The 17,090-nt window shown below is 64.2% G+C and carries 16 protein-coding genes; 7 read left to right on the forward strand and 9 right to left on the reverse strand.

Features of this window, described 5'->3' with window-relative positions:
• Positions 1–4: 4 nt before the first annotated feature.
• The 3 genes from EWH12_RS05635 (at position 5) to EWH12_RS05645 (ending at position 4,544) form a co-directional block, all read left to right on the forward strand.
• Positions 5–1,900 (forward strand): XrtA/PEP-CTERM system amidotransferase, encoded by a 1,896-nt coding sequence (locus tag EWH12_RS05635; protein WP_129925971.1) that lies wholly within the window; start codon positions 5–7, stop codon positions 1,898–1,900.
• 160 nt (positions 1,901–2,060) lie between these two features.
• Positions 2,061–3,410, forward strand: a complete 1,350-nt coding sequence (locus tag EWH12_RS05640) for a sugar transferase (protein WP_066603409.1) — start codon at positions 2,061–2,063, stop codon at positions 3,408–3,410.
• 3 nt (positions 3,411–3,413) lie between these two features.
• On the forward strand, positions 3,414–4,544 hold the full coding sequence (locus tag EWH12_RS05645) for a glycosyltransferase (protein WP_066603407.1): 1,131 nt from the start codon (positions 3,414–3,416) through the stop codon (positions 4,542–4,544).
• Positions 4,545–4,559: 15 nt separating this feature from the next.
• Here the strand turns inward: EWH12_RS05645 and EWH12_RS05650 are convergent, their stop codons facing one another.
• Positions 4,560–6,263, reverse strand: a complete 1,704-nt coding sequence (locus EWH12_RS05650; protein WP_129925972.1) for an amidohydrolase — start codon at positions 6,261–6,263, stop codon at positions 4,560–4,562.
• Complete coding sequence (locus EWH12_RS05655) at positions 6,260–7,129, reverse strand: NAD(P)-dependent oxidoreductase (RefSeq protein WP_129925973.1); 870 nt, start codon at positions 7,127–7,129, stop codon at positions 6,260–6,262. Before EWH12_RS05655 ends, EWH12_RS05650 begins: the two co-directional genes overlap by 4 nt.
• Positions 7,130–7,224: 95 nt before the next feature.
• Here EWH12_RS05655 and EWH12_RS05660 point away from each other — a divergent pair, with 95 nt between their 5' ends.
• Both EWH12_RS05660 and EWH12_RS05665 read left to right on the forward strand, forming a co-directional pair.
• Positions 7,225–8,472 (forward strand): threonine ammonia-lyase, encoded by a 1,248-nt coding sequence (locus tag EWH12_RS05660; RefSeq protein WP_066603399.1) that lies wholly within the window; start codon positions 7,225–7,227, stop codon positions 8,470–8,472.
• Positions 8,473–8,584: 112 nt separating this feature from the next.
• Entirely contained in the window at positions 8,585–9,403 is an 819-nt protein-coding gene (locus tag EWH12_RS05665; RefSeq protein ID WP_066603396.1) for an arginyltransferase, read from the forward strand.
• A gap of 367 nt (positions 9,404–9,770) precedes the next feature.
• Here the strand turns inward: EWH12_RS05665 and EWH12_RS05670 are convergent, their stop codons facing one another.
• On the reverse strand, positions 9,771–10,862 hold the full coding sequence (locus EWH12_RS05670; protein ID WP_129925974.1) for an RcnB family protein: 1,092 nt from the start codon (positions 10,860–10,862) through the stop codon (positions 9,771–9,773).
• Between the two features lie 176 nt (positions 10,863–11,038).
• Entirely contained in the window at positions 11,039–11,521 is a 483-nt protein-coding gene (locus EWH12_RS05675) for a GAF domain-containing protein (protein WP_066603389.1), read from the reverse strand.
• Between the two features lie 173 nt (positions 11,522–11,694).
• Here EWH12_RS05675 and EWH12_RS22620 point away from each other — a divergent pair, with 173 nt between their 5' ends.
• Positions 11,695–12,660 (forward strand): phosphatase PAP2 family protein, encoded by a 966-nt coding sequence (locus tag EWH12_RS22620; RefSeq protein ID WP_165363571.1) that lies wholly within the window; start codon positions 11,695–11,697, stop codon positions 12,658–12,660.
• A 57-nt stretch (positions 12,661–12,717) separates the two neighbouring features.
• Here the strand turns inward: EWH12_RS22620 and arfB are convergent, their stop codons facing one another.
• Both arfB and EWH12_RS05690 read right to left on the reverse strand, forming a co-directional pair.
• Positions 12,718–13,122 (reverse strand): alternative ribosome rescue aminoacyl-tRNA hydrolase ArfB, encoded by a 405-nt coding sequence (gene arfB, locus EWH12_RS05685; protein ID WP_066603380.1) that lies wholly within the window; start codon positions 13,120–13,122, stop codon positions 12,718–12,720.
• A complete protein-coding gene (locus EWH12_RS05690) occupies positions 13,109–13,786 on the reverse strand; it encodes an RluA family pseudouridine synthase (protein WP_066603378.1) in 678 nt (225 codons plus the stop codon). The genes arfB and EWH12_RS05690 overlap by 14 nt, the downstream gene beginning before the upstream one ends.
• Before the next feature lie 74 nt (positions 13,787–13,860).
• On the opposite strand from EWH12_RS05690, the gene EWH12_RS05695 reads away from it, so the two are divergent.
• Entirely contained in the window at positions 13,861–14,820 is a 960-nt protein-coding gene (locus tag EWH12_RS05695) for an acyltransferase family protein (protein WP_129925975.1), read from the forward strand.
• On the opposite strand, the gene EWH12_RS05700 is transcribed toward EWH12_RS05695, so the two are convergent.
• The 3 genes from EWH12_RS05700 to EWH12_RS05710 form a co-directional block, all read right to left on the reverse strand.
• Entirely contained in the window at positions 14,817–15,263 is a 447-nt protein-coding gene (locus EWH12_RS05700; protein ID WP_129925976.1) for a hypothetical protein, read from the reverse strand. The genes EWH12_RS05695 and EWH12_RS05700 overlap by 4 nt on opposite strands.
• A 307-nt stretch (positions 15,264–15,570) precedes the next feature.
• The gene (wrbA, locus tag EWH12_RS05705; RefSeq protein ID WP_066603370.1) at positions 15,571–16,170 is read right to left on the reverse strand and encodes an NAD(P)H:quinone oxidoreductase; all 600 of its coding nucleotides are present in this window, start codon (positions 16,168–16,170) and stop codon (positions 15,571–15,573) included.
• A gap of 105 nt (positions 16,171–16,275) precedes the next feature.
• A complete protein-coding gene (locus EWH12_RS05710) occupies positions 16,276–16,995 on the reverse strand; it encodes a pirin family protein (protein WP_066603367.1) in 720 nt (239 codons plus the stop codon).
• Between the last annotated feature and the right edge of the window lie 95 nt (positions 16,996–17,090).

Consider the following 17,090-nt stretch of genomic DNA (forward strand, 5'->3'; position numbering starts at 1 on the left):
TCGCATGTGCGGCATAGCAGGCATTTTCCATCTCGAAACGGCCAAGCCCGTGGACCCTGCGCGGGTGCGCGCGATGCTGGACGTCATGCCGCATCGCGGGCCGGACGGCAGCGGCATCTGGACTGCGCCGGGCGTGGGGCTCGGCCATCTACGCCTGTCGATCATCGACCTGGAAGCCGGCGCTCAGCCGATGCTGACCGAGGATGAGAGCCTGGCGGTCGTCTTCAACGGCGAAATCTATAATTTCGCCGAGGTACGCGCAGAATTGCAGGCGAAGGGCCATGTGTTCCGCACGCATAGCGACACCGAAGTCATCCTGCATGGTTATCGCCAATGGGGCGAGGAGTGCGTGCAGCGCTTCAACGGCATGTTCGCCTTCGCCCTGTTCGATGCGCGGGCGCAGGCGCTGTGGCTGGTGCGCGACAGGCTGGGGGTCAAGCCGCTTCATTATGCGCTGCTGTCCGATGGCAGCCTGATCTTCGGGTCGGAATTGAAGAGCCTGCTGGCGCACCCCCTGCTGCGCCGCGCGCCGGATTTGTCGGCGGTCGAGGATTATTTGGCCTATGGCTATGTGCCCGACGACGCCTGCCTGGTCGCGGGCGTGCGCAAGCTGGGCGCGGGCGAGACGCTGCGGCTGGTGCGCGGACGGCCCCTGCCGCAGCCGCAACGCTATTGGGATGTCAGCTTCGCCGACCGGACCAAGGCAAAGCCTGAAGCGCTGGAGGAGGAATTGGTCGCGTTGATGCGACAGGCGGTGCGATCGCGCATGGTCGCCGACGTGCCGCTGGGCGCGTTCCTGTCGGGCGGGGTGGACAGCAGCAGCGTCGTCGCGCTGATGGCCGAAGCCTCGTCCCAGGCGGTCAAGACCTGCACCATCGGTTTCGACGTCGCCGCGCTGGACGAGACAGCCTATGCGGATCGCATTGCGCGCCGCTTCGCTACCGACCATCGCAGCCGAATCGTATCGCCTGACGATTGTGGGCTGATCGACCGGCTGGCCTTCCATTTCGACGAGCCGTTCGCCGACGCTTCCGCGCTGCCGACCTTCCGCGTGTGCGAACTGGCGCGCGAGCAGGTGACGGTGGCGCTGTCGGGCGACGGCGCGGACGAGGCCTTTGCGGGCTATCGCCGCCATCGCTTCCAGATGCAGGGCGAGCGTTTCCGCAGCCTGATCCCGGCGTCGGTGCGCCAGCCGCTGTTTGGGACGCTCGGTAAATATTATCCCAAGGCTGATTGGGCGCCGCGCGCGCTGCGCGCGAAATCGACCTTCCTGGAACTGGCGGGGGAGGGCGGGGAAGCCTATGCCGCGTCGGTAGGCGTCACGCCGCACGCGCTGCGCCAGCGATTGTTCAGCCAGGAGATGAAGGGTCGGCTGGGCGCCTATCGCGCCGAGGACCGTTATATCAAGGCGATGGAGGATGCGCCCGCGCGCGATCCTCTCGACCGGGCGCAATATGCCGACATCCGCATCTGGCTGCCCGGTGACATCCTGACCAAGACCGACCGGATGAGCATGGCCGTCAGCCTGGAGGCGCGCGAGCCTCTGCTGGATCATCGTCTGGTCGAATTCGCCGCCCGCCTGCCGGTGGCGCAGCGCATCCGCGGCAATAGCGGCAAATATCTGATGAAGAAGGCGATGGAGCCGTTCCTGCCGCAGGACATTCTCTATCGCCAGAAAATGGGCTTCGTGACGCCGATCAGCGCCTGGTTCCGGGGCGCTCTGGCGGGCGAGGCAACCGCGATCGCGGGCGGCTCCGCGCTGGCCAGGACCGGCTGGTTCGACACCAGGATGCTGGCGAAGGTCGCGGCGGACCATCGATCGGGCGTGTCGGATCATGGCCGGCTGTTGTGGCAGTTGCTGATGCTGGACAAGGCGCTGACGCGGTTGTTCGCGGTCTAACCACCCAGATCCGTTCGTTGCGAGCACGGTCGAGAAACGCGGGCACAGCGTTGGGCGCTTCTCGACCGCGCTCGAAGCGAACGGGTGGGGGGACGCGAACCCCTTGCAACCCGCCTCTCCCGGTGCCAACGGAACGCATGGCGATAATCAGGGCGCATCGGTGACAGTCTCGAAGGAAATCGTGCGGCTGCGGCTTTATGCGCTGTGTCTGGCTGGCGACATGGCGGGGCTGTTCTGCGCCTTCCTGGCCGCCAACTGGTTCGTGCTGGGCGCGCTCTGGGGCGAGCCGGGGAAACCCCATGGCCTCGTCATGTTCGCCATGGTCGCGCCGCTCTATGCGCTGCTGGCGGTGCAGGGTGGCGCCTATGGCATCAATACGCTGGACCGGGTGCGGCGGGGGATCGTGCGGGCGCTGTGGGCGCTGGCGCAGGCGGCGCTGCTGATGCTGCTGATCGTCTATCTGGGCAAGATCGCCGAGCAATTGTCGCGCCTGACCTTCATTACCGGCCTTACGCTCAGCGCCATCGCGGTGACGCTGGTGCGGCTGGCGGTCGTGCGACTCGCGGTGCGGGTATTGGGCGATGTGCCGCATCTGACCGCGGTCATTCTGGACGGCGTGGCGATCGAAACCGGGCCGCATATGGACCTGATCGACGCCGATGCCGCCAACCTCCATCCCGAACGGCATGACGCCGACATGGCGGCGCGGCTGGCGGCGGCGGTCGGCATGGCGGAGCGGGTGATCGTCGCCTGTCCGCTCGATCGGATGGCGGACTGGTCGGCGGCGCTCAAGTCGCTGTCGGCGCGGGGAGAGATCGTCGTCCCAGAACTGCTGCGCTTCGCCCCGGCGCGGATCGATGAACTGGATGGTCAGCCCACCATTATCGTCGCCGGCGGTCCGCTCCATTTCCGCGATCGGCTGATCAAACGGCTGTTCGACCTGATCGTCGCCGCGGTCGCGACCATCCTGCTGTCGCCGATCCTGATCGCGGCGACGCTGGCGGTGCGCCTGACCAGCCCCGGCCCCGCGCTGTTCCGCCAGCCGCGCATCGGCAAGGACGCCCGGCCCTTCGCCATCTACAAGTTCCGCTCGATGCGGGCGGAGGCGAGCGACCACAAGGCGGCGACCCTGACCCGGCGCGACGACGATCGGGTGACGAAGGTCGGCGCCTTCCTGCGCAAGACCAGCATCGATGAACTGCCGCAATTGTTCAACGTGTTGAAGGGCGACATGAGCATCGTCGGCCCGCGTCCCCACGCCGCCGCCGCCAAGGCCGGCGACAGCCTCTATTGGGAGGTCGATGCCCGCTATTGGGAACGGCATTGCATCAAGCCGGGCATGACCGGGCTGGCGCAGGTGCGCGGCCATCGCGGTTCCACCGATCATCATCAGGATCTGATCGACCGGCTTCAGTCGGACCTCGAATATGTCAGCGACTGGTCGGTCTGGCGCGATCTGCGGATCATCTTCGCGACGCTGGGCGTGCTGGTCCATCACAAGGCCTATTGAGCGATGGCGACCGACCTGATCCTTGGCGTTGTCCTTCTGCTCTGCCTGCTCGCGGTGGCGTGGCCGTTTCTTGTCTACCCGCTGATCCTGCGCGCGCTACCGACCGTAGCGGAAACGCCGGTCGATAGCCCATCCCCCAGCGCCTCCCTGCTGTTCTGCGCTTATAATGAGGCGGCGGCGATGCCGGAGAAGCTTGCCAATCTGGCGATGCTCAAGCAGCTTCATCCCACCCTTGAAATCCTCGCCTTCGATGATGGTTCGTCCGACGGCACCGGCGACCTGATCGCCGCGCAAGGCGATCTGGTGACGCTCATCCGTGGGCCGGGGCGCAGCGGCAAGGCGCATGGCATGAAGCAACTGGCCGTCCGCGCGCGAGGGGAGATACTGATCTTCACCGACGCCAATGTGCTGTTGGACGGGGAAGCGGTGGAGCGCCTGCTCGCCCGCTATGCCGACAGTCAGGTCGGCGGCGTGCTGGGGTCGCTCCACTATATTGGCGCGGAGGATAGCGCGACCGCCTCGGTCGGGTCGCTCTACTGGCGGATCGAGGAACGGTTGAAGGATGAAGAATCGCGCACCGGCAATGTGTTGGGCGCCGATGGCTCCATCTTCTCGATCCGGCGCAGCCTCTATCCCGATTTCCCCGACAGCGTGCTGGACGATTTGACCGTGTCCATGGCGGTCCTGTTCGCGGGCAAGCGCCTCATCAAGGCGAAGGATGTGATCGCGCGCGAACGGCTGGTGACAGCTCGCAAAGACGAATATCGGCGTAAGGTCCGGATCGCGGCGCGCGCCTGGCATACCCATGTTCATTTGCGGCCGCAGTTGCGGCGTTTGGGCGCCCTGGATCGGTTCAAATATGCGTCGCGCAAGATCGTCCGCTGGTTCGGCGGGCTGTTCATTCTGGTCGGCGGACTCGCTGCGGGCGCGCTGGCGATGCGGGTGTCGCCGGCGCTCTATCTGGCGGGTGCGCTGGGCGTGGCGCTGCTGCTGTGGATCGGCGTGCGGGCGAAGAGCGGTCCTGTCGCCGCGCTGGTCGATGTGCTGATCGCCTATGCCGCGACCCTTCAGGGCGTCGCCAAGGCGATGACGGGGCGCACCGTCACCGTCTGGAACCCCGCCCAGTCGCGCTAAATCGGCCGCGCTGCGCTACTGCCCCTTCACATAGACCCGCTTGCCGCCGATCCAGGTTTCCAGCACCTGGGTCTGGCGGATGTCGGCCGGACGTGCCGCCGAAATGTCGCGGTCGATCAGCAGGAAATCGGCGCGCTGGCCGGGGACCAGGCTGCCGAACTTTTTGTCGGCGAAACCGGCATAGGCGGCCTGGCGCGTGAAACCGTCCAGCGCGGCGTCGAAGCCGACCCGCTGTTCGGGCATCCAGCCACCGGCCGGTTCGCCCTTGCCGTCCTCGCGGCTCATGGCCACGGCGATGCCGGCAAAGGGATTGGGGCTTTCCACCGGCACGTCGGAACCGAAGGCCAGCGGCACCTTGTTGTCCAGCATCGCTTTCCATGCATAGGCGCCATTCAGCCGGGCTTCGCCCAGCCGCGCCGTCGCCATGCGCCAGTCGGACGCTTCATGGACGGGCTGCATCGATGCAATCGCGCCCAGCGGCCCGAAGCGCGGCAGGTCGCTGGGCGTGACGATCTGCGCATGTTCGATCCGCCAGCGCCGGTCGCCCTTATAGGTGTCGTTCAGTTCCTCGATCGCGTTCAGCAATTCATGATTGGCCGCATCGCCGATGGCGTGGACGGCGACCTGGAAATTGTCCATCGCCGCGCGGCTCATGAAATTGCGCAACTGCGTGTCTGGGATCATCGGCAAACCGCGCTGGCCCGGCGCATCGGCATAATCGGCGCGCAGCCAGGCGCCGCGCGACCCCAAGGCGCCGTCGAGCAGCAACTTCACGCCGCCCATGCGCAGATGGTCGTCATAGAGCCAGGGCGTCGGCTCCGGCCCGGCGATCAGCACCATATTGTCGATGCCATAGGCATAGGACATGATCCGCACGCGCAGCGCGCCGCGATCGGCCGAACGGCGAAAAGCCTGCCAATCCTCTATGCTGGTGCCCATGTCGGCAATGCCGGTGATGCCAACCGCCAGCAGCGCGCGCTGCGCCTTTTCCAACGCGATGTCGCGGTCCTTGGGCGCGGGCGGCGGTGTTACCTTCTGGATCAGGTCCATCGCCTTGTCGACGAAGACGCCGGAAGGCTTGCCGTTGGCCATTTCGATCCGCCCGCCCATCGGCGCCTTGGTCGCGGGGGTGATGCCCGCCGCGCGAATCGCCGCGCTGTTGGCCCAGCCGGCATGGCCGTCGATCCGCTCCAGCCACACCGGAATGTCGCCGACCGCCGCGTCCAGTTCTGCGGCGGTGGGGAAGCGCCCCAGACCCCATTGTTCCTGATTCCAGCCGGTGCCGATGATCCACTTGCGCCCGGCATTGGCCTGCGCATAGGCGCGAATCTTCGCCTGCGCTTCTGCCAACGATCGCGTGTCCGACAGGTCGAGCGTGATAAGCGACAGGCCATAGCCCATGACATGGCCATGCGCGTCGATCAGGCCGGGGATCAGCGTCTTGCCGCCCGCATCCAGCTTGAACGCCAGCCCTTTGGGCGGTTCAGGCCAGGGCTGCCCCTTTTTCGGCTTTTTGGGCCGCTCGTATTTGGGCTCCTGATAACGGCCCGGCAGCAGCTTTTCGACCTTGCCGTCATCGTCGATCAGCAGCGCGCCAAAGCGCACGACCTTGCCGCTGGGGTCCAGCGCGATGCCGTTGACATTGTCGATCACGCCAGAGGCGTAAGCGGGGAGGGGCAGGGCGAGCGCAGCAATGGTCGCGATATAGAGGGGTTTCATGCGCGGGTGATCCGGCGCACCAGCGCGCTGGTGTCCTGACGGTTGCCGCCCATAGCCTGCACGTCGGCGTAGAATTGATCGACCATCGCGGTCACTGGCAATGTGGCGCCGTTGGCTCGCGCTTCCTCCAGCGCCAGGCCCAGATCCTTGCGCATCCAATCCACCGCGAAGCCGAAGTCGAAACTGTCCTGCGCCATCGTCTTCCACCGATTGTCCATCTGCCAGCTTTGCGCCGCGCCGCCGGAAATCGCCTCGAACACCCTGTCCAGGTCAAGTTCGGCCGCCTGGGCGAAGCGCAGCGCCTCGGACAGGCCCTGCAACACGCCGCCGATGCAAATCTGGTTCACCATCTTGGTCGTCTGGCCCGCGCCTGCGCCGCCGACATGCACGATCCGCGCGGCATAGGCCTGCATCACCAGCTTCGCCGCCGCCACCGCCGGTTCGCTGCCGCCGCACATGATTGACAGCTTGCCATTCTCGGCTCCCGCCTGACCGCCCGACACCGGCGCGTCGACGCTATGGATGCCGCGGCTCTCGCCCTCAACGAACAACTGCCGCGCGATCCGTGCCGACACGGTGGTATGGTCGATGAACAGGCTGCCTTCCTTCATCGATCGGAAAGCGCCTTCGCGTCCCAGCGTGATCTGCGACAGGTCATCGTCATTGCCGACGCAACTGATGACGATGTCCGCATCCTCCGCCGCCTTGGCCGGGCTGATCGCGACGGCGCCGCCATAGGCTTCCGCCCAGCTCTTCGCCTTGCCGATGGAGCGATTGTAAACGGTCAGGCTGTGCCCCGCCTTGGCCAGGTGCCCTGCAACCGGGCTGCCCATGACGCCCAGGCCGATAAACGCGATATTAGCCATATGCCTCGTACATTTAGTGCGTGGTTCCCGCCATAGGGCCAGTTTTCCGACAGTGCCAGTTTCTTCGCCCGCAATTTTCGTTTAGGTGCCCGCACATGAACACGCTCGCCAAGATCGAAAGCGCCCTGCCGCTGCCCATCACCGTCGATGACATCCTTGCCGCCCGCACCCGGATTGCGGGTTCGATTGTCAAGACGCCGACTTTGATCAGCCAGACGCTGTCGAACATGCTGGGCTGCAACGTCTATCTGAAGTTCGAAAATCTCCAGTTCACCGCCGCCTATAAGGAACGCGGCGCGCTCAATCGCCTGATCCAGCTGGATGACGCAGCCAAAGCCAAGGGCGTGATCGCGGCATCCGCGGGCAATCATGCACAGGGTCTGGCCTATCATGGCAAGCGGCTGGGCGTGCCCGTCACCATCGTCATGCCCACCACCACGCCCACGGTGAAGATCACGCAGACGCAGGGCCATGGCGCGACCGTGGTGCAATATGGCGAGAAATTCGACGACGCTTACGCCCATGCGCGGCTGATGGAGGAGGAACAGGGCCTGACCTTCGTTCATCCCTTCGACGAACCCGACATCATGGCCGGGCAGGGCACGGTCGCGCTGGAAATGCTGGAAGATGCGCCGGAGATCGACACGCTGATCATCCCGATCGGCGGCGGCGGCCTGTTTTCGGGCATGGGCACCGCGGCGCGGGCGATGAAGCCGGATATCCAGCTTTATGGCGTGCAGGCGGAACTGTATCCGTCGATGTACGACTTCATCAAGGGCGCGGACCTGGCCTGCGATGGCGATACGCTGGCTGAGGGCATCGCCGTCAAGCAGCCCGGCGAGCTGACTCGCCGCTTCGTGGAGCGGCTGGCCGACGACGTGCTGCTGGTCAGCGAACGACGGCTGGAAGAGGCGTTGAGCCTGTTGCTGCAGATCGAAAAGACCGTGGTGGAGGGCGCGGGGGCTGCGGGACTCGCCGCGCTGTTGACCTATCGGGAGAAATTCGCCGGGCGCAATGTCGGGCTGGTGCTGACCGGCGGCAATATCGACACCCGCCTTCTCGCCAATGTGCTGCTGCGCGACCTCGCCCGGTCGGGCCGTCTGGCGCGCCTGCGGATCATCCTGCAGGATCGCCCCGGCGCGCTGTTCCATGTCGCCCGCATCTTCGATCAGGAAGCGGTGAATATCCTGGAACTGGCGCATCAGCGTATCTTCACCAACCTTCCGGCCAAAGGATTGACCCTGGACGTCGAGTGCGAAACGCGCGACCGCGGCCATCTGCAACGGTTGATCGCGGCGCTGGGCGAGGCCGGTTATGAGGTCGCGCCGATCGAGGTTGCGTAACGGCGGGAGCGGACCACGATTTTTCGTGGTAAACGCCCTTTTCAGAGGAACATCGGGGCGGCATAGTCGAAAACATGACTGATGTCCGCCGCCATGAAAGGAAACCTGGAGCGTGACCGCCGCCTTCCGTTTCCCTCGTTTCTTTGTCACCAATCCCAGCCCTTGCCCGTATCTGCCGGGCAAGAGCGAGCGGAAGGTGTTTACCGAACTGAATGGCGAGAATGCGACGGAGCTGAACGACGCGCTGGGCCGAATCGGCTTTCGTCGCAGCCAGAATGTCGCCTATCGGCCAAGCTGCGCGGATTGTTCCGCCTGCGTGTCGGTGCGCGTCTGCGCCAACGAATTTCAGCCCAATGCGACCCAGCGCAAGCTGATCCGTCGCAACAGCGACCTGATCGTCACGGCCTGTAAGCCCTGGTCCACCGAGGAACAGTTCGCCCTGCTCCAGCGCTATCTGGTCGATCGTCATCCCGGCGGCGGTATGACCGAGATGGACGAGATGGACTTCTCCGACATGGTCGAACAGACCCCGGTCGACAGCTATATCATCGAATATCGCGAACCGGGCGTCGATGGCCGCCCCGGCAAGCTGATCGGCGCCTGCCTGACCGATCGGCAGGGCGATGGCCTGTCGATGATTTACAGCTTCTTCGACACAACGCTGGAGCATCGGCCGGGCCTGGGCAATTATATCATCCTGGATCACATCACCCGCGCGGCGAGCGCCGGGCTGCCCTATGTCTATCTGGGCTATTGGGTCGATGGGTCGCAGCGGATGCAATATAAGATCCGCTATCGCCCGCTGGAAAAGCTCAGCCGCAGCGGCTGGGTCCGGTTCGACCCGCACGAGCAGGCGCAGGCCATTCGCGGCGCGCAACAGCGTGACGAACCGCCGCTTCCCGTCGAACTGGTGGGCATGTACCGCAAATAGACAGCCAGATCGGCGAAGGTCGATCGTTCAATGGTGGTTGTGCCATCCGTTTCGGTTGCTGCAACCTGATGCGCTTTTGTCTTGTCGGTCTTCGAACCGATTTTGCCGCCATTGCTGCGCTAGGTAAAACAGAACGGTGCCGCGCCAAACGCCAACGCGCGGGCTGGTCGAGGTTTAGATCCTGATGACATGCAGCGGACCCTGGCGTGTCTGGCGCGATGCGTCGGGCAGGACTTTCATCTGGGCCGACCACTACCGGGCGACACCTTCAGTTCTCCGAAATTCGATCGGCAAAAAAGGGGTCGGGCCTGTGCGGCCCGACCCCGATCCAGCGCTGGTCCGGCGTCGTGACTCGCCTGACCAGCGCTTATTTGCAGCGGCAGCTTCGAACGGCCCTGCGGCGTACCGGCTGGCGAACCGTTTCGGTGACGTAGGTGGTCGTCGTAGTCGTTGTCGTCTGGGCGGGCTGTATCGTGACGGTCGTCACCACCGGTGCAGGATAATAATAGCCACCCGCGATATAGCCGCCGCCCTGCTGCACCACCGGGCCCGGACCCGCCGACCAATGCGACGCCCCGGCATAAGGCGGCGCGTCATAGTCGACGCCAGCGCCGCGCACTTCGCCCTCGAACCGGCCGTCATAGGTGCCGCTCACCTGCCGCCCGTCATCCGTGGTCCAGGTGCCGGTCCAGCGGCCTTCATAATCGTTCTGGGTGGTGACGCTGTCGTCGGCGTAGCCATAGCCATCGTCATAGCCCACGCCCGGACGACGCGGCGGGGGCGGCGCGTTGCGGCGCGGTCCGTCTTCCGCCTTGTCGATCGCCAGGCCCGCTGCGGCCCCGACGCCGGCGCCGATCAGCGTGCCTGCGGTGCGATTGCCGCGTCCGGCGATGCGGTTGCCCGCTACGCCTCCCACGACCGCGCCGATCGCGGCGCCGCCCACGCCATTGTCGCGGCGCGGTTCGTCATAATAGGCGTCATCGCCATCGGGACCATAGCCGCCTTCGTACCGATCCCAGTCGATGTCGCTGCGATGGTCGTAGACCCGACCATAACGGTCGGTCATCACTGCATCGTCATAATAGCGCGACCAACCATAGCCATAGGCTGGCGCGGGCAGGCCATAGGCGCCATAATTGGCGATATAATAATTGGGGCTGGTCCAATATTGCGGCAGGACATAGCCATAGACCGGGCGCCGATAACCGCCCCACCCGCCCGGCGCGCGCCAGCCGGCGAACCAGCGGCCGTTATGGCGCTGCCCCCAGCGATGCGCGCCCTTGTTCCAGTTTCCGTTCCAGCCGCCGGGACGCGGCATGTGCATACCGCCGGGCCGGGGGCCGGGGTGCGGCATCGACCCGCCGGGGCGTGGTCCGTTCGCGCCGCCCGCGATCGCCGGTGTGGCGACGCCAGCCAGCGCAATGCTCGCCCCCAGAAGCAATAGGGTTGGAGTCCGCATGGTTAACACTCCCTGTTTTCATGGCGCGCCAACCGGATGCGCAGCCCAAAAATGCTAACACTTCGTTTAGCATGGCGATCCGCGGCTATCCATGATCCAGGCCGTCAAATCCTGTCCCGAAACGGGGCGGAAAGGGGCGATGCCAAGACACGCCGTAAAGAAACAGGGTTAACCGATCAGGAAATACGCGCCGCGATCCGCGCCGCCAGCGCCTCCAGCCCCCTGGCATCATCCGAGTCGAACCGGGCGAGCAGCGGACTGTCGAGATCGATCACGCCGATCAGTCGTCCGTCGTGCAGCACCGGAACCACGATTTCGGATGCGCTGGCGGCGTCGCAGGCGATATGACCGGGAAAGGCGTGGACATCCTCCACCAATTGCGTTTCGCGGGCCGCCGCCGCCGCCCCGCATACGCCGCGGCCGACCGGGATGCGGATACAGGCGGGCTTGCCTTGGAACGGGCCAAGGACCAGTTCTTCCTCCACCATGCGATAAAAGCCCGCCCAGTTGAGATCGGGCAGGAACTGCCAGAGCAGGGCGGACAGGTTCGCCATGTTGGCGACCGGGTCCGGCTCCGATGCTGTCAGCGCATCGGCAGCCGAAAGCAGGTCGGCGTAGAGGGTGGGCTTGTCGGCGGTGGAGGGGGCGAAGTCGTACATACTGCCCCCTTAATATCAGTTTGGGCGGTCGCCTAGTGGCCCGATTCTGACATTCGGCGCCGCTTGAAGGTGGATCGCCCTCAAATATCAAAACCAACCCAAAAGGATGCGCGTCTTTATCCGTTGGTAACCTTGTTTAGTTAGCAGTTCCCGCATTCGCGGAGACGACATCCATGACCAACAGAAAGAAAATACTGCCGGAGATCGGCATTTCCTTGGCCATGTTGGCAACGATGCTGCTATTTTCGGTATGGCATCAACTACCCATCATATTTCCAGCCGGCGAACGCGCGGCCTATGTCGGGGTCCATTACCTTTATCCACTGATCGGCGTGGGAATTTGGGGAGCATTTGCCTATTTTGGCCAGAAAAAGGCGCTTTCCCGGACATTCCTGATCGCGTTACCCTGCTATGTCGTTGTGCTGTTCGCACATTTCAATATAAAATTATGGATCCCACACATAAATCCATATGTTTATGATGAATTATATTGGTCTATCGATCAGTATTTACGTCCGGTCGTCGATTTGTGCATGATGATCCGCCGAATGATGGTGTCGATCATACCTTATGAAGCTAATTTCTACATGATCGGCTATATTGCAATGTTCTATTGCAGTTTTTGCTATCATGCAGTGCGGACGCCGACGGTCTTTTCCCAATTGGTTATTGCCGCCCTTTTGTTGCAAGTGATTGGCACCTTGGCCTATTTGGTCGCGCCGGCGGTTGGTCCCTTTATCTACGAACAGGGATTGAACCCGATGGTCACGTCCGGGCAAACCAGCATGTTCGATTTCTACCAGCGTTCAGTGGCAGAGGGGCCGGCCTGGCTGCAACGAAATGGCGGGGTCGCCTTCACCGTCGGACTTGCGGCAATGCCGTCCTTGCATACGGCCGCAGCCTGCCTCTTCCTTGGCTTCGCGTGGCAGCATGGCCGCATATTGCTACCGCTTTATGCTTTCCTGACATTCTTCATCATGGTGACTGCGGTCGCGACGCGCTGGCATTATCTGATCGATCTGCCGGTCGGCGTCCTGATTGCATGGGCCTCCCTGGCGCTTGCCAAGCGATTGACTAGAGGTGCGGTTGAAGAGCAATCCGTTGTCGTGCCGGCCATCCTGCAACCCGAACCAGCCTGAGCACCAAAGCGGTATCGGGAACTGGCTCGATCCCGTCCTACGATCGGACGTTATTTCTCAGTCCAGTTGAACCTTTCCACGCCCCTGCTTGATCGTGCCGCGCGCTTTTTTGGCGTCGGTGCGCCGGGCCTTGGCCGCCTTGCCCGGTTTGGTGGCGATGCGGCGGGCGTCGCGGACATGGGCCTTGGCGATCATGGCACTCAGGCGATCGCGCGCGTCCTGCCGGTTCGCCTCCTGCGTGCGAAAGCGGGACGCCTGGATCACGATCTCATTGCCGGATGTCAGGCGCGATCCGGCCAGTTCCTTGAGCTTGCGATAGGCGTAGGGCGGCAGGGCCAGCTTGAACAGGTCCACGCGCAACTGGACGGTCGTAGCCACCTTGTTGACATTCTGCCCGCCCGGCCCGCCGCCGGTGATGAAGCGCTCCTCCAGCGCATCATCGGGAATGTCAAAGTCCGGCATCGTCCAGCAAATCCTGGCCAAAGCCTGCCGCCGCGAAGGTCGCAGGCAGGGCGGCGCTCGCCTCCGCCGCGGGCTTGTCGCCGCGCGGCATACTCAGGAAACGACTGTGCAACAGCATGGCTCCTTCCCCGTCACCATAGACCGGATCGCCCACGATGCCGAAGCCCAGGCCATGCAGCGCATGGACGCGGATCTGGTGGGTGCGCCCGGTCTGGGGGGAGAAGGCGATCAGCGACCGGCCGTCCTTTTCCGCGACCTTGCGCCAGTGGGTGATGGCGTTCTTCCCCGCCTTGGCCGGGATCATGCGCCATCCTTCCGCCGCGGAACTGATCTTGCTGAGCGCCAGTTCGATCGTGCCTTCATCCTCTGTCGGCACGCCTTCGATCACCGCGACATAGCGTTTGACCACCGTCCCGGCCTCGAACGCGGCGGCGAAGCGCTTATGCGCCTTGGGGTTGCGGGCCAGCAGCAGGCAACCGCTGGTGTCGCGATCCAGCCGGTGTACCGGCAGCGGCCAGCGCTGGAAACCGAAGGTCAGCGAGGCGAGGTGATTTTCGAGCGCCATGGAGCCGTCGCGCGGCGCATCGACCGGCAGGCCCGCGGGCTTGTCGAGGATGAGGGCTTCGCCATCGATGAACAGCACATGGTCGGTAAGCAGGGCCAAGGAGGAGTTTCCGATCGGGACAATAAGGGGTGGGGAATTGACGCGCGCGCGGCTTCCTATAGGCGGTGGAGGCGATGGAATACAGGGGGCATGATCGGCGTCAGGCGCAATTTCGGCTGGACTGGGTCGATGTCGCGCGCGGATTGGGCATATGGGCTGTGGTGGTCGGCCATGTCTGGACCCGCGGGCCGCTTCGCGACGCCCTATATAGTTTCCATATGCCGCTCTTCTTCCTGCTGTCCGGGATGCTGTCGCGGCCCCAGGATGTCGGCGCGTTCACGCGGCGGCAACTGGTCGGTCAGATGCGGCCCTATCTTCTCTTCCTGGCGCTGTTGATCCTGATGGATCAGATCATCGAACCGCTGAAGGGCGGTCGGCCCATCTTCCATCAATGGCCGGATGATCTCGCACCGATCCTGCTGGGCGGCTTCTGGTTGCGCGGGCCTTACACCATCTTTTGGTTCGTGCCCTGCCTAATGATGGCGCGCATCCTGTTCAATGTCGCGCTCCGCCGCTGGCCCGATGTGCTGGACCGGCGCTGGGCGATGCTTCTGCCGCCGATGCTGGTCCTGGCCTATGCGCTGGGCTGGTGGACGCAGGCATCGCCGCTGGGTCTGCTGAGCGTGCCGATGGCCTTCGTGCTGCTGTGGGTGGGGGCGCTCTGGCCGCGGGTGCGGTGGCGGGGCTGGATGGTCGCCCCGCTGGGTGCGCTGGCCTTGGTCGGGCTGGCGGGGGTCATGCCGACGCTCAACATGAAGGCCGCAGATTATGGCTGGCCCTTGCTGTCGATCGCATCGGCCATCGCCACATCCCTATTGCTGTTCCGCCTGTCTGCGCTGGTAGCGCTCTTTGCCGGACCAGTCGCGGCGGTGGGGCGGGCGTCGCTGGTCATCATGTACGCCCATGTCGCCATCATCCATTATCTCTCCCCCTATATGGGCAAGCCGTGGCTATTGCTGGCGGCGCTGCTGATCCCGTTCGCGATCGCCCGGCTGATCCGCCTGTCGCCAGCGGCCAGCCGCTGGTTGAATTAGCCGTCCTGAATCAAAGACATGCGATCGTCAGCCCCTGCGCGGGCAACAATGGCATAGGCGGCTTGGGCGATGAGTTGCGCCTGAGTCAGCGACGCCTTGTCCTCCTTTGATGCCTGCGCGGTGGCGACCGGATCGGCGACAGCGGCGGCTTGGGGGGATGCGTAATAGCCCGCGTCGCTCAGTCGATCGGTCAGGGTCGCGTCTGGGGTGGGAGCGGCTGTCGCGGCGGTCACCTGGCGTGGGCCGGAGGACGGCGCGCTATAGGTCAGCGGTTCGGATGCCGTAGGGGTCGCAACAACGGGTTGCGGCGTCGATGTAACTGGATCGCTGGGGGCAGTTATTGTCGCTGGCGTCGGTGTCACGGGACTGACGACCGTATCCAGCGTCTTCTTGATTTGTCCCCACGCTGTGCTCGCGCCCGTCGCATTGATTGTGCTGGCCATTTAATAATTCTCCGGTCCCCCCGTTCTTATCCGTCATCGGGCCTGCCATGCCGTCAATGAAAAGGGTTGGCGCCGCGTTAAGCGTCCAGGCCGGTGTCGTTACGCGCTTGTCGGACGACTGGCGAGGCTGGATGAAGAGGATTGGCGCGAAACTCGCCTATTCTCGAAATGGCGTCGCCCCTCGCCAGCATCAACGAACAAGGGCTGGCGCATAGTGCCGATGCGCCAGCCCCTTACGGCCGTTTCAAGCCCTGATATCACCCAAGATTCTTTCCACTCGACTTTCGTTAGACGGCGCGAAAGACGATCAGCCGTGCAGCTTGATCGCAGTTTCGGCGATCCGACGGCCCTGATAGCGTGCGCCGTCCAGTTCCTCTTCCGACGGCTGGCGGCTGCCGTCGCTGTCGGCCAGCGTGGTCGCGCCATAGGGCGATCCGCCGCGCACCTTGTCCACGCCCATCTGGCCCTGGAAGCCATAGTCCAGGCCGACGATGGTCATGCCGAAATGCAGCAGGTTGGTGATAATCGAAAAGAGGGTGGTTTCCTGCCCGCCATGCTGGCTGGCGGTCGAGGTAAAGGCGCCGCCGACCTTGCCATTCAATGCGCCGCGCGCCCACAGGCCGCCGGCCTGGTCAAGGAAGGCCGCCATCTGGCTGGACATGCGGCCAAAGCGGGTGCCGGTGCCCACGATGATCGCGTCATAATCGGCCAATTCCGCGACGGTCGCGATCGGTGCGGCCTGATCCAGCTTGAAATGCGCGTTCTGGGCGACTTCGAGCGGGGCGGTTTCGGGTACGCGCTTGATGTCGACCTGCGCGCCGGCGGCGGTTGCGCCTTCCGCTATGGCTTTCGCCATCGTCTCGATATGACCGTAGGAGGAATAGTAGAGAACTAATATCTTAGCCATGATGTATCTCCTTGAAAGGGTGAGGAAAAGGGTGGCCGCCTGCATGAGGGGATGCAGGCGGCCCGGCCCATCCGAGGGGGGAGGATAATGGACGGGCCGAAGGGGTCAGATGCTGTCCACCAAAACGATTTCAGCGTCTTCGATCGCCGTGATGGTGATCGGCGCGCCGCCCAGGATCGCCGCGCCGTCGCGGGCCTCGAAGGGCTGGCCGTCAATCTCGATCCGGCCCGTCGCCGGGACCAGATAGAGGTGGCGGCCGTCCGCACTGTCATAAGTCACGCTCTCGCCCGCCCGGACCGTGCCGCCCAACAGGCGGGCGTCGGCGCGGATGCGCAACGCTTCCTTGTCGTCGTCATAGCCGCTGGCCAGGACCGCCAGCTTGCCGGAGCGATCGCCCTTCGGAAAAGGCTTGGCGCCCCAACTGGGCTGCCCGCCACGGGCGCGGGGAATGACCCAGATCTGGAACAGGGTGGTGGTTTCATCCTCCAGATTATATTCGGCATGGCGAATGCCGGTGCCCGCCGACATGACCTGCACGTCGCCAGCCTCCGTGCGACCCTGGTTGCCCAGGCTGTCCTTGTGCGTGATCGCGCCAGTGCGGACATAGGTGATGATTTCCATGTCGGCGTGCGGATGCGGCGGAAAGCCGGAACGGGGGCCGATTTCGTCATCGTTCCACACCCGGATGGCGCCCCAGTGCATACGGTCGTCGGCATGATAGTCGGCGAAGGAAAAATGATGGCGCGCGTTCAGCCAGCCATGGTCGGCATGGCCGAGCGACGCGAACGGGCGACGCTCGATGCGGCTCGTTGTTGTCGTGGTCATATAAAGTGCCTTTCGTTGCGGAGGCGGAGGCTTCCGCTTGCTTTCCGACAATCTAGCTATCAGGATCGTTTCTTAAATCGGCAGCTTTGAAACGG

The organism is Sphingobium cupriresistens (genome assembly GCF_004152865.1).
GTDB lineage: Bacteria > Pseudomonadota > Alphaproteobacteria > Sphingomonadales > Sphingomonadaceae > Sphingobium > Sphingobium cupriresistens.

What these genes read in the sequence shown, in the direction of transcription:
- EWH12_RS05700 (WP_129925976.1), bottom strand. Translation starts at nt 15,263, where the DNA reads ATGGCCAGCACAATCAATGCGACGGGCGCGAGCACAGCGTGGGGACAA.
- EWH12_RS05710 (WP_066603367.1), bottom strand. Translation starts at nt 16,995, where the DNA reads ATGACCACGACAACAACGAGCCGCATCGAGCGTCGCCCGTTCGCGTCG.
- EWH12_RS05645 (WP_066603407.1), top strand. Translation starts at nt 3,414, where the DNA reads ATGGCGACCGACCTGATCCTTGGCGTTGTCCTTCTGCTCTGCCTGCTC.
- EWH12_RS05655 (WP_129925973.1), bottom strand. Translation starts at nt 7,129, where the DNA reads ATGGCTAATATCGCGTTTATCGGCCTGGGCGTCATGGGCAGCCCGGTT.
- EWH12_RS05670 (WP_129925974.1), bottom strand. Translation starts at nt 10,862, where the DNA reads ATGCGGACTCCAACCCTATTGCTTCTGGGGGCGAGCATTGCGCTGGCT.
- EWH12_RS05675 (WP_066603389.1), bottom strand. Translation starts at nt 11,521, where the DNA reads ATGTACGACTTCGCCCCCTCCACCGCCGACAAGCCCACCCTCTACGCC.
- wrbA (WP_066603370.1), bottom strand. Translation starts at nt 16,170, where the DNA reads ATGGCTAAGATATTAGTTCTCTACTATTCCTCCTACGGTCATATCGAG.
- EWH12_RS05650 (WP_129925972.1), bottom strand. Translation starts at nt 6,263, where the DNA reads ATGAAACCCCTCTATATCGCGACCATTGCTGCGCTCGCCCTGCCCCTC.
- EWH12_RS05695 (WP_129925975.1), top strand. Translation starts at nt 13,861, where the DNA reads ATGGAATACAGGGGGCATGATCGGCGTCAGGCGCAATTTCGGCTGGAC.
- EWH12_RS05660 (WP_066603399.1), top strand. Translation starts at nt 7,225, where the DNA reads ATGAACACGCTCGCCAAGATCGAAAGCGCCCTGCCGCTGCCCATCACC.
- arfB (WP_066603380.1), bottom strand. Translation starts at nt 13,122, where the DNA reads ATGCCGGACTTTGACATTCCCGATGATGCGCTGGAGGAGCGCTTCATC.
- EWH12_RS22620 (WP_165363571.1), top strand. Translation starts at nt 11,695, where the DNA reads ATGACCAACAGAAAGAAAATACTGCCGGAGATCGGCATTTCCTTGGCC.
- EWH12_RS05635 (WP_129925971.1), top strand. Translation starts at nt 5, where the DNA reads ATGTGCGGCATAGCAGGCATTTTCCATCTCGAAACGGCCAAGCCCGTG.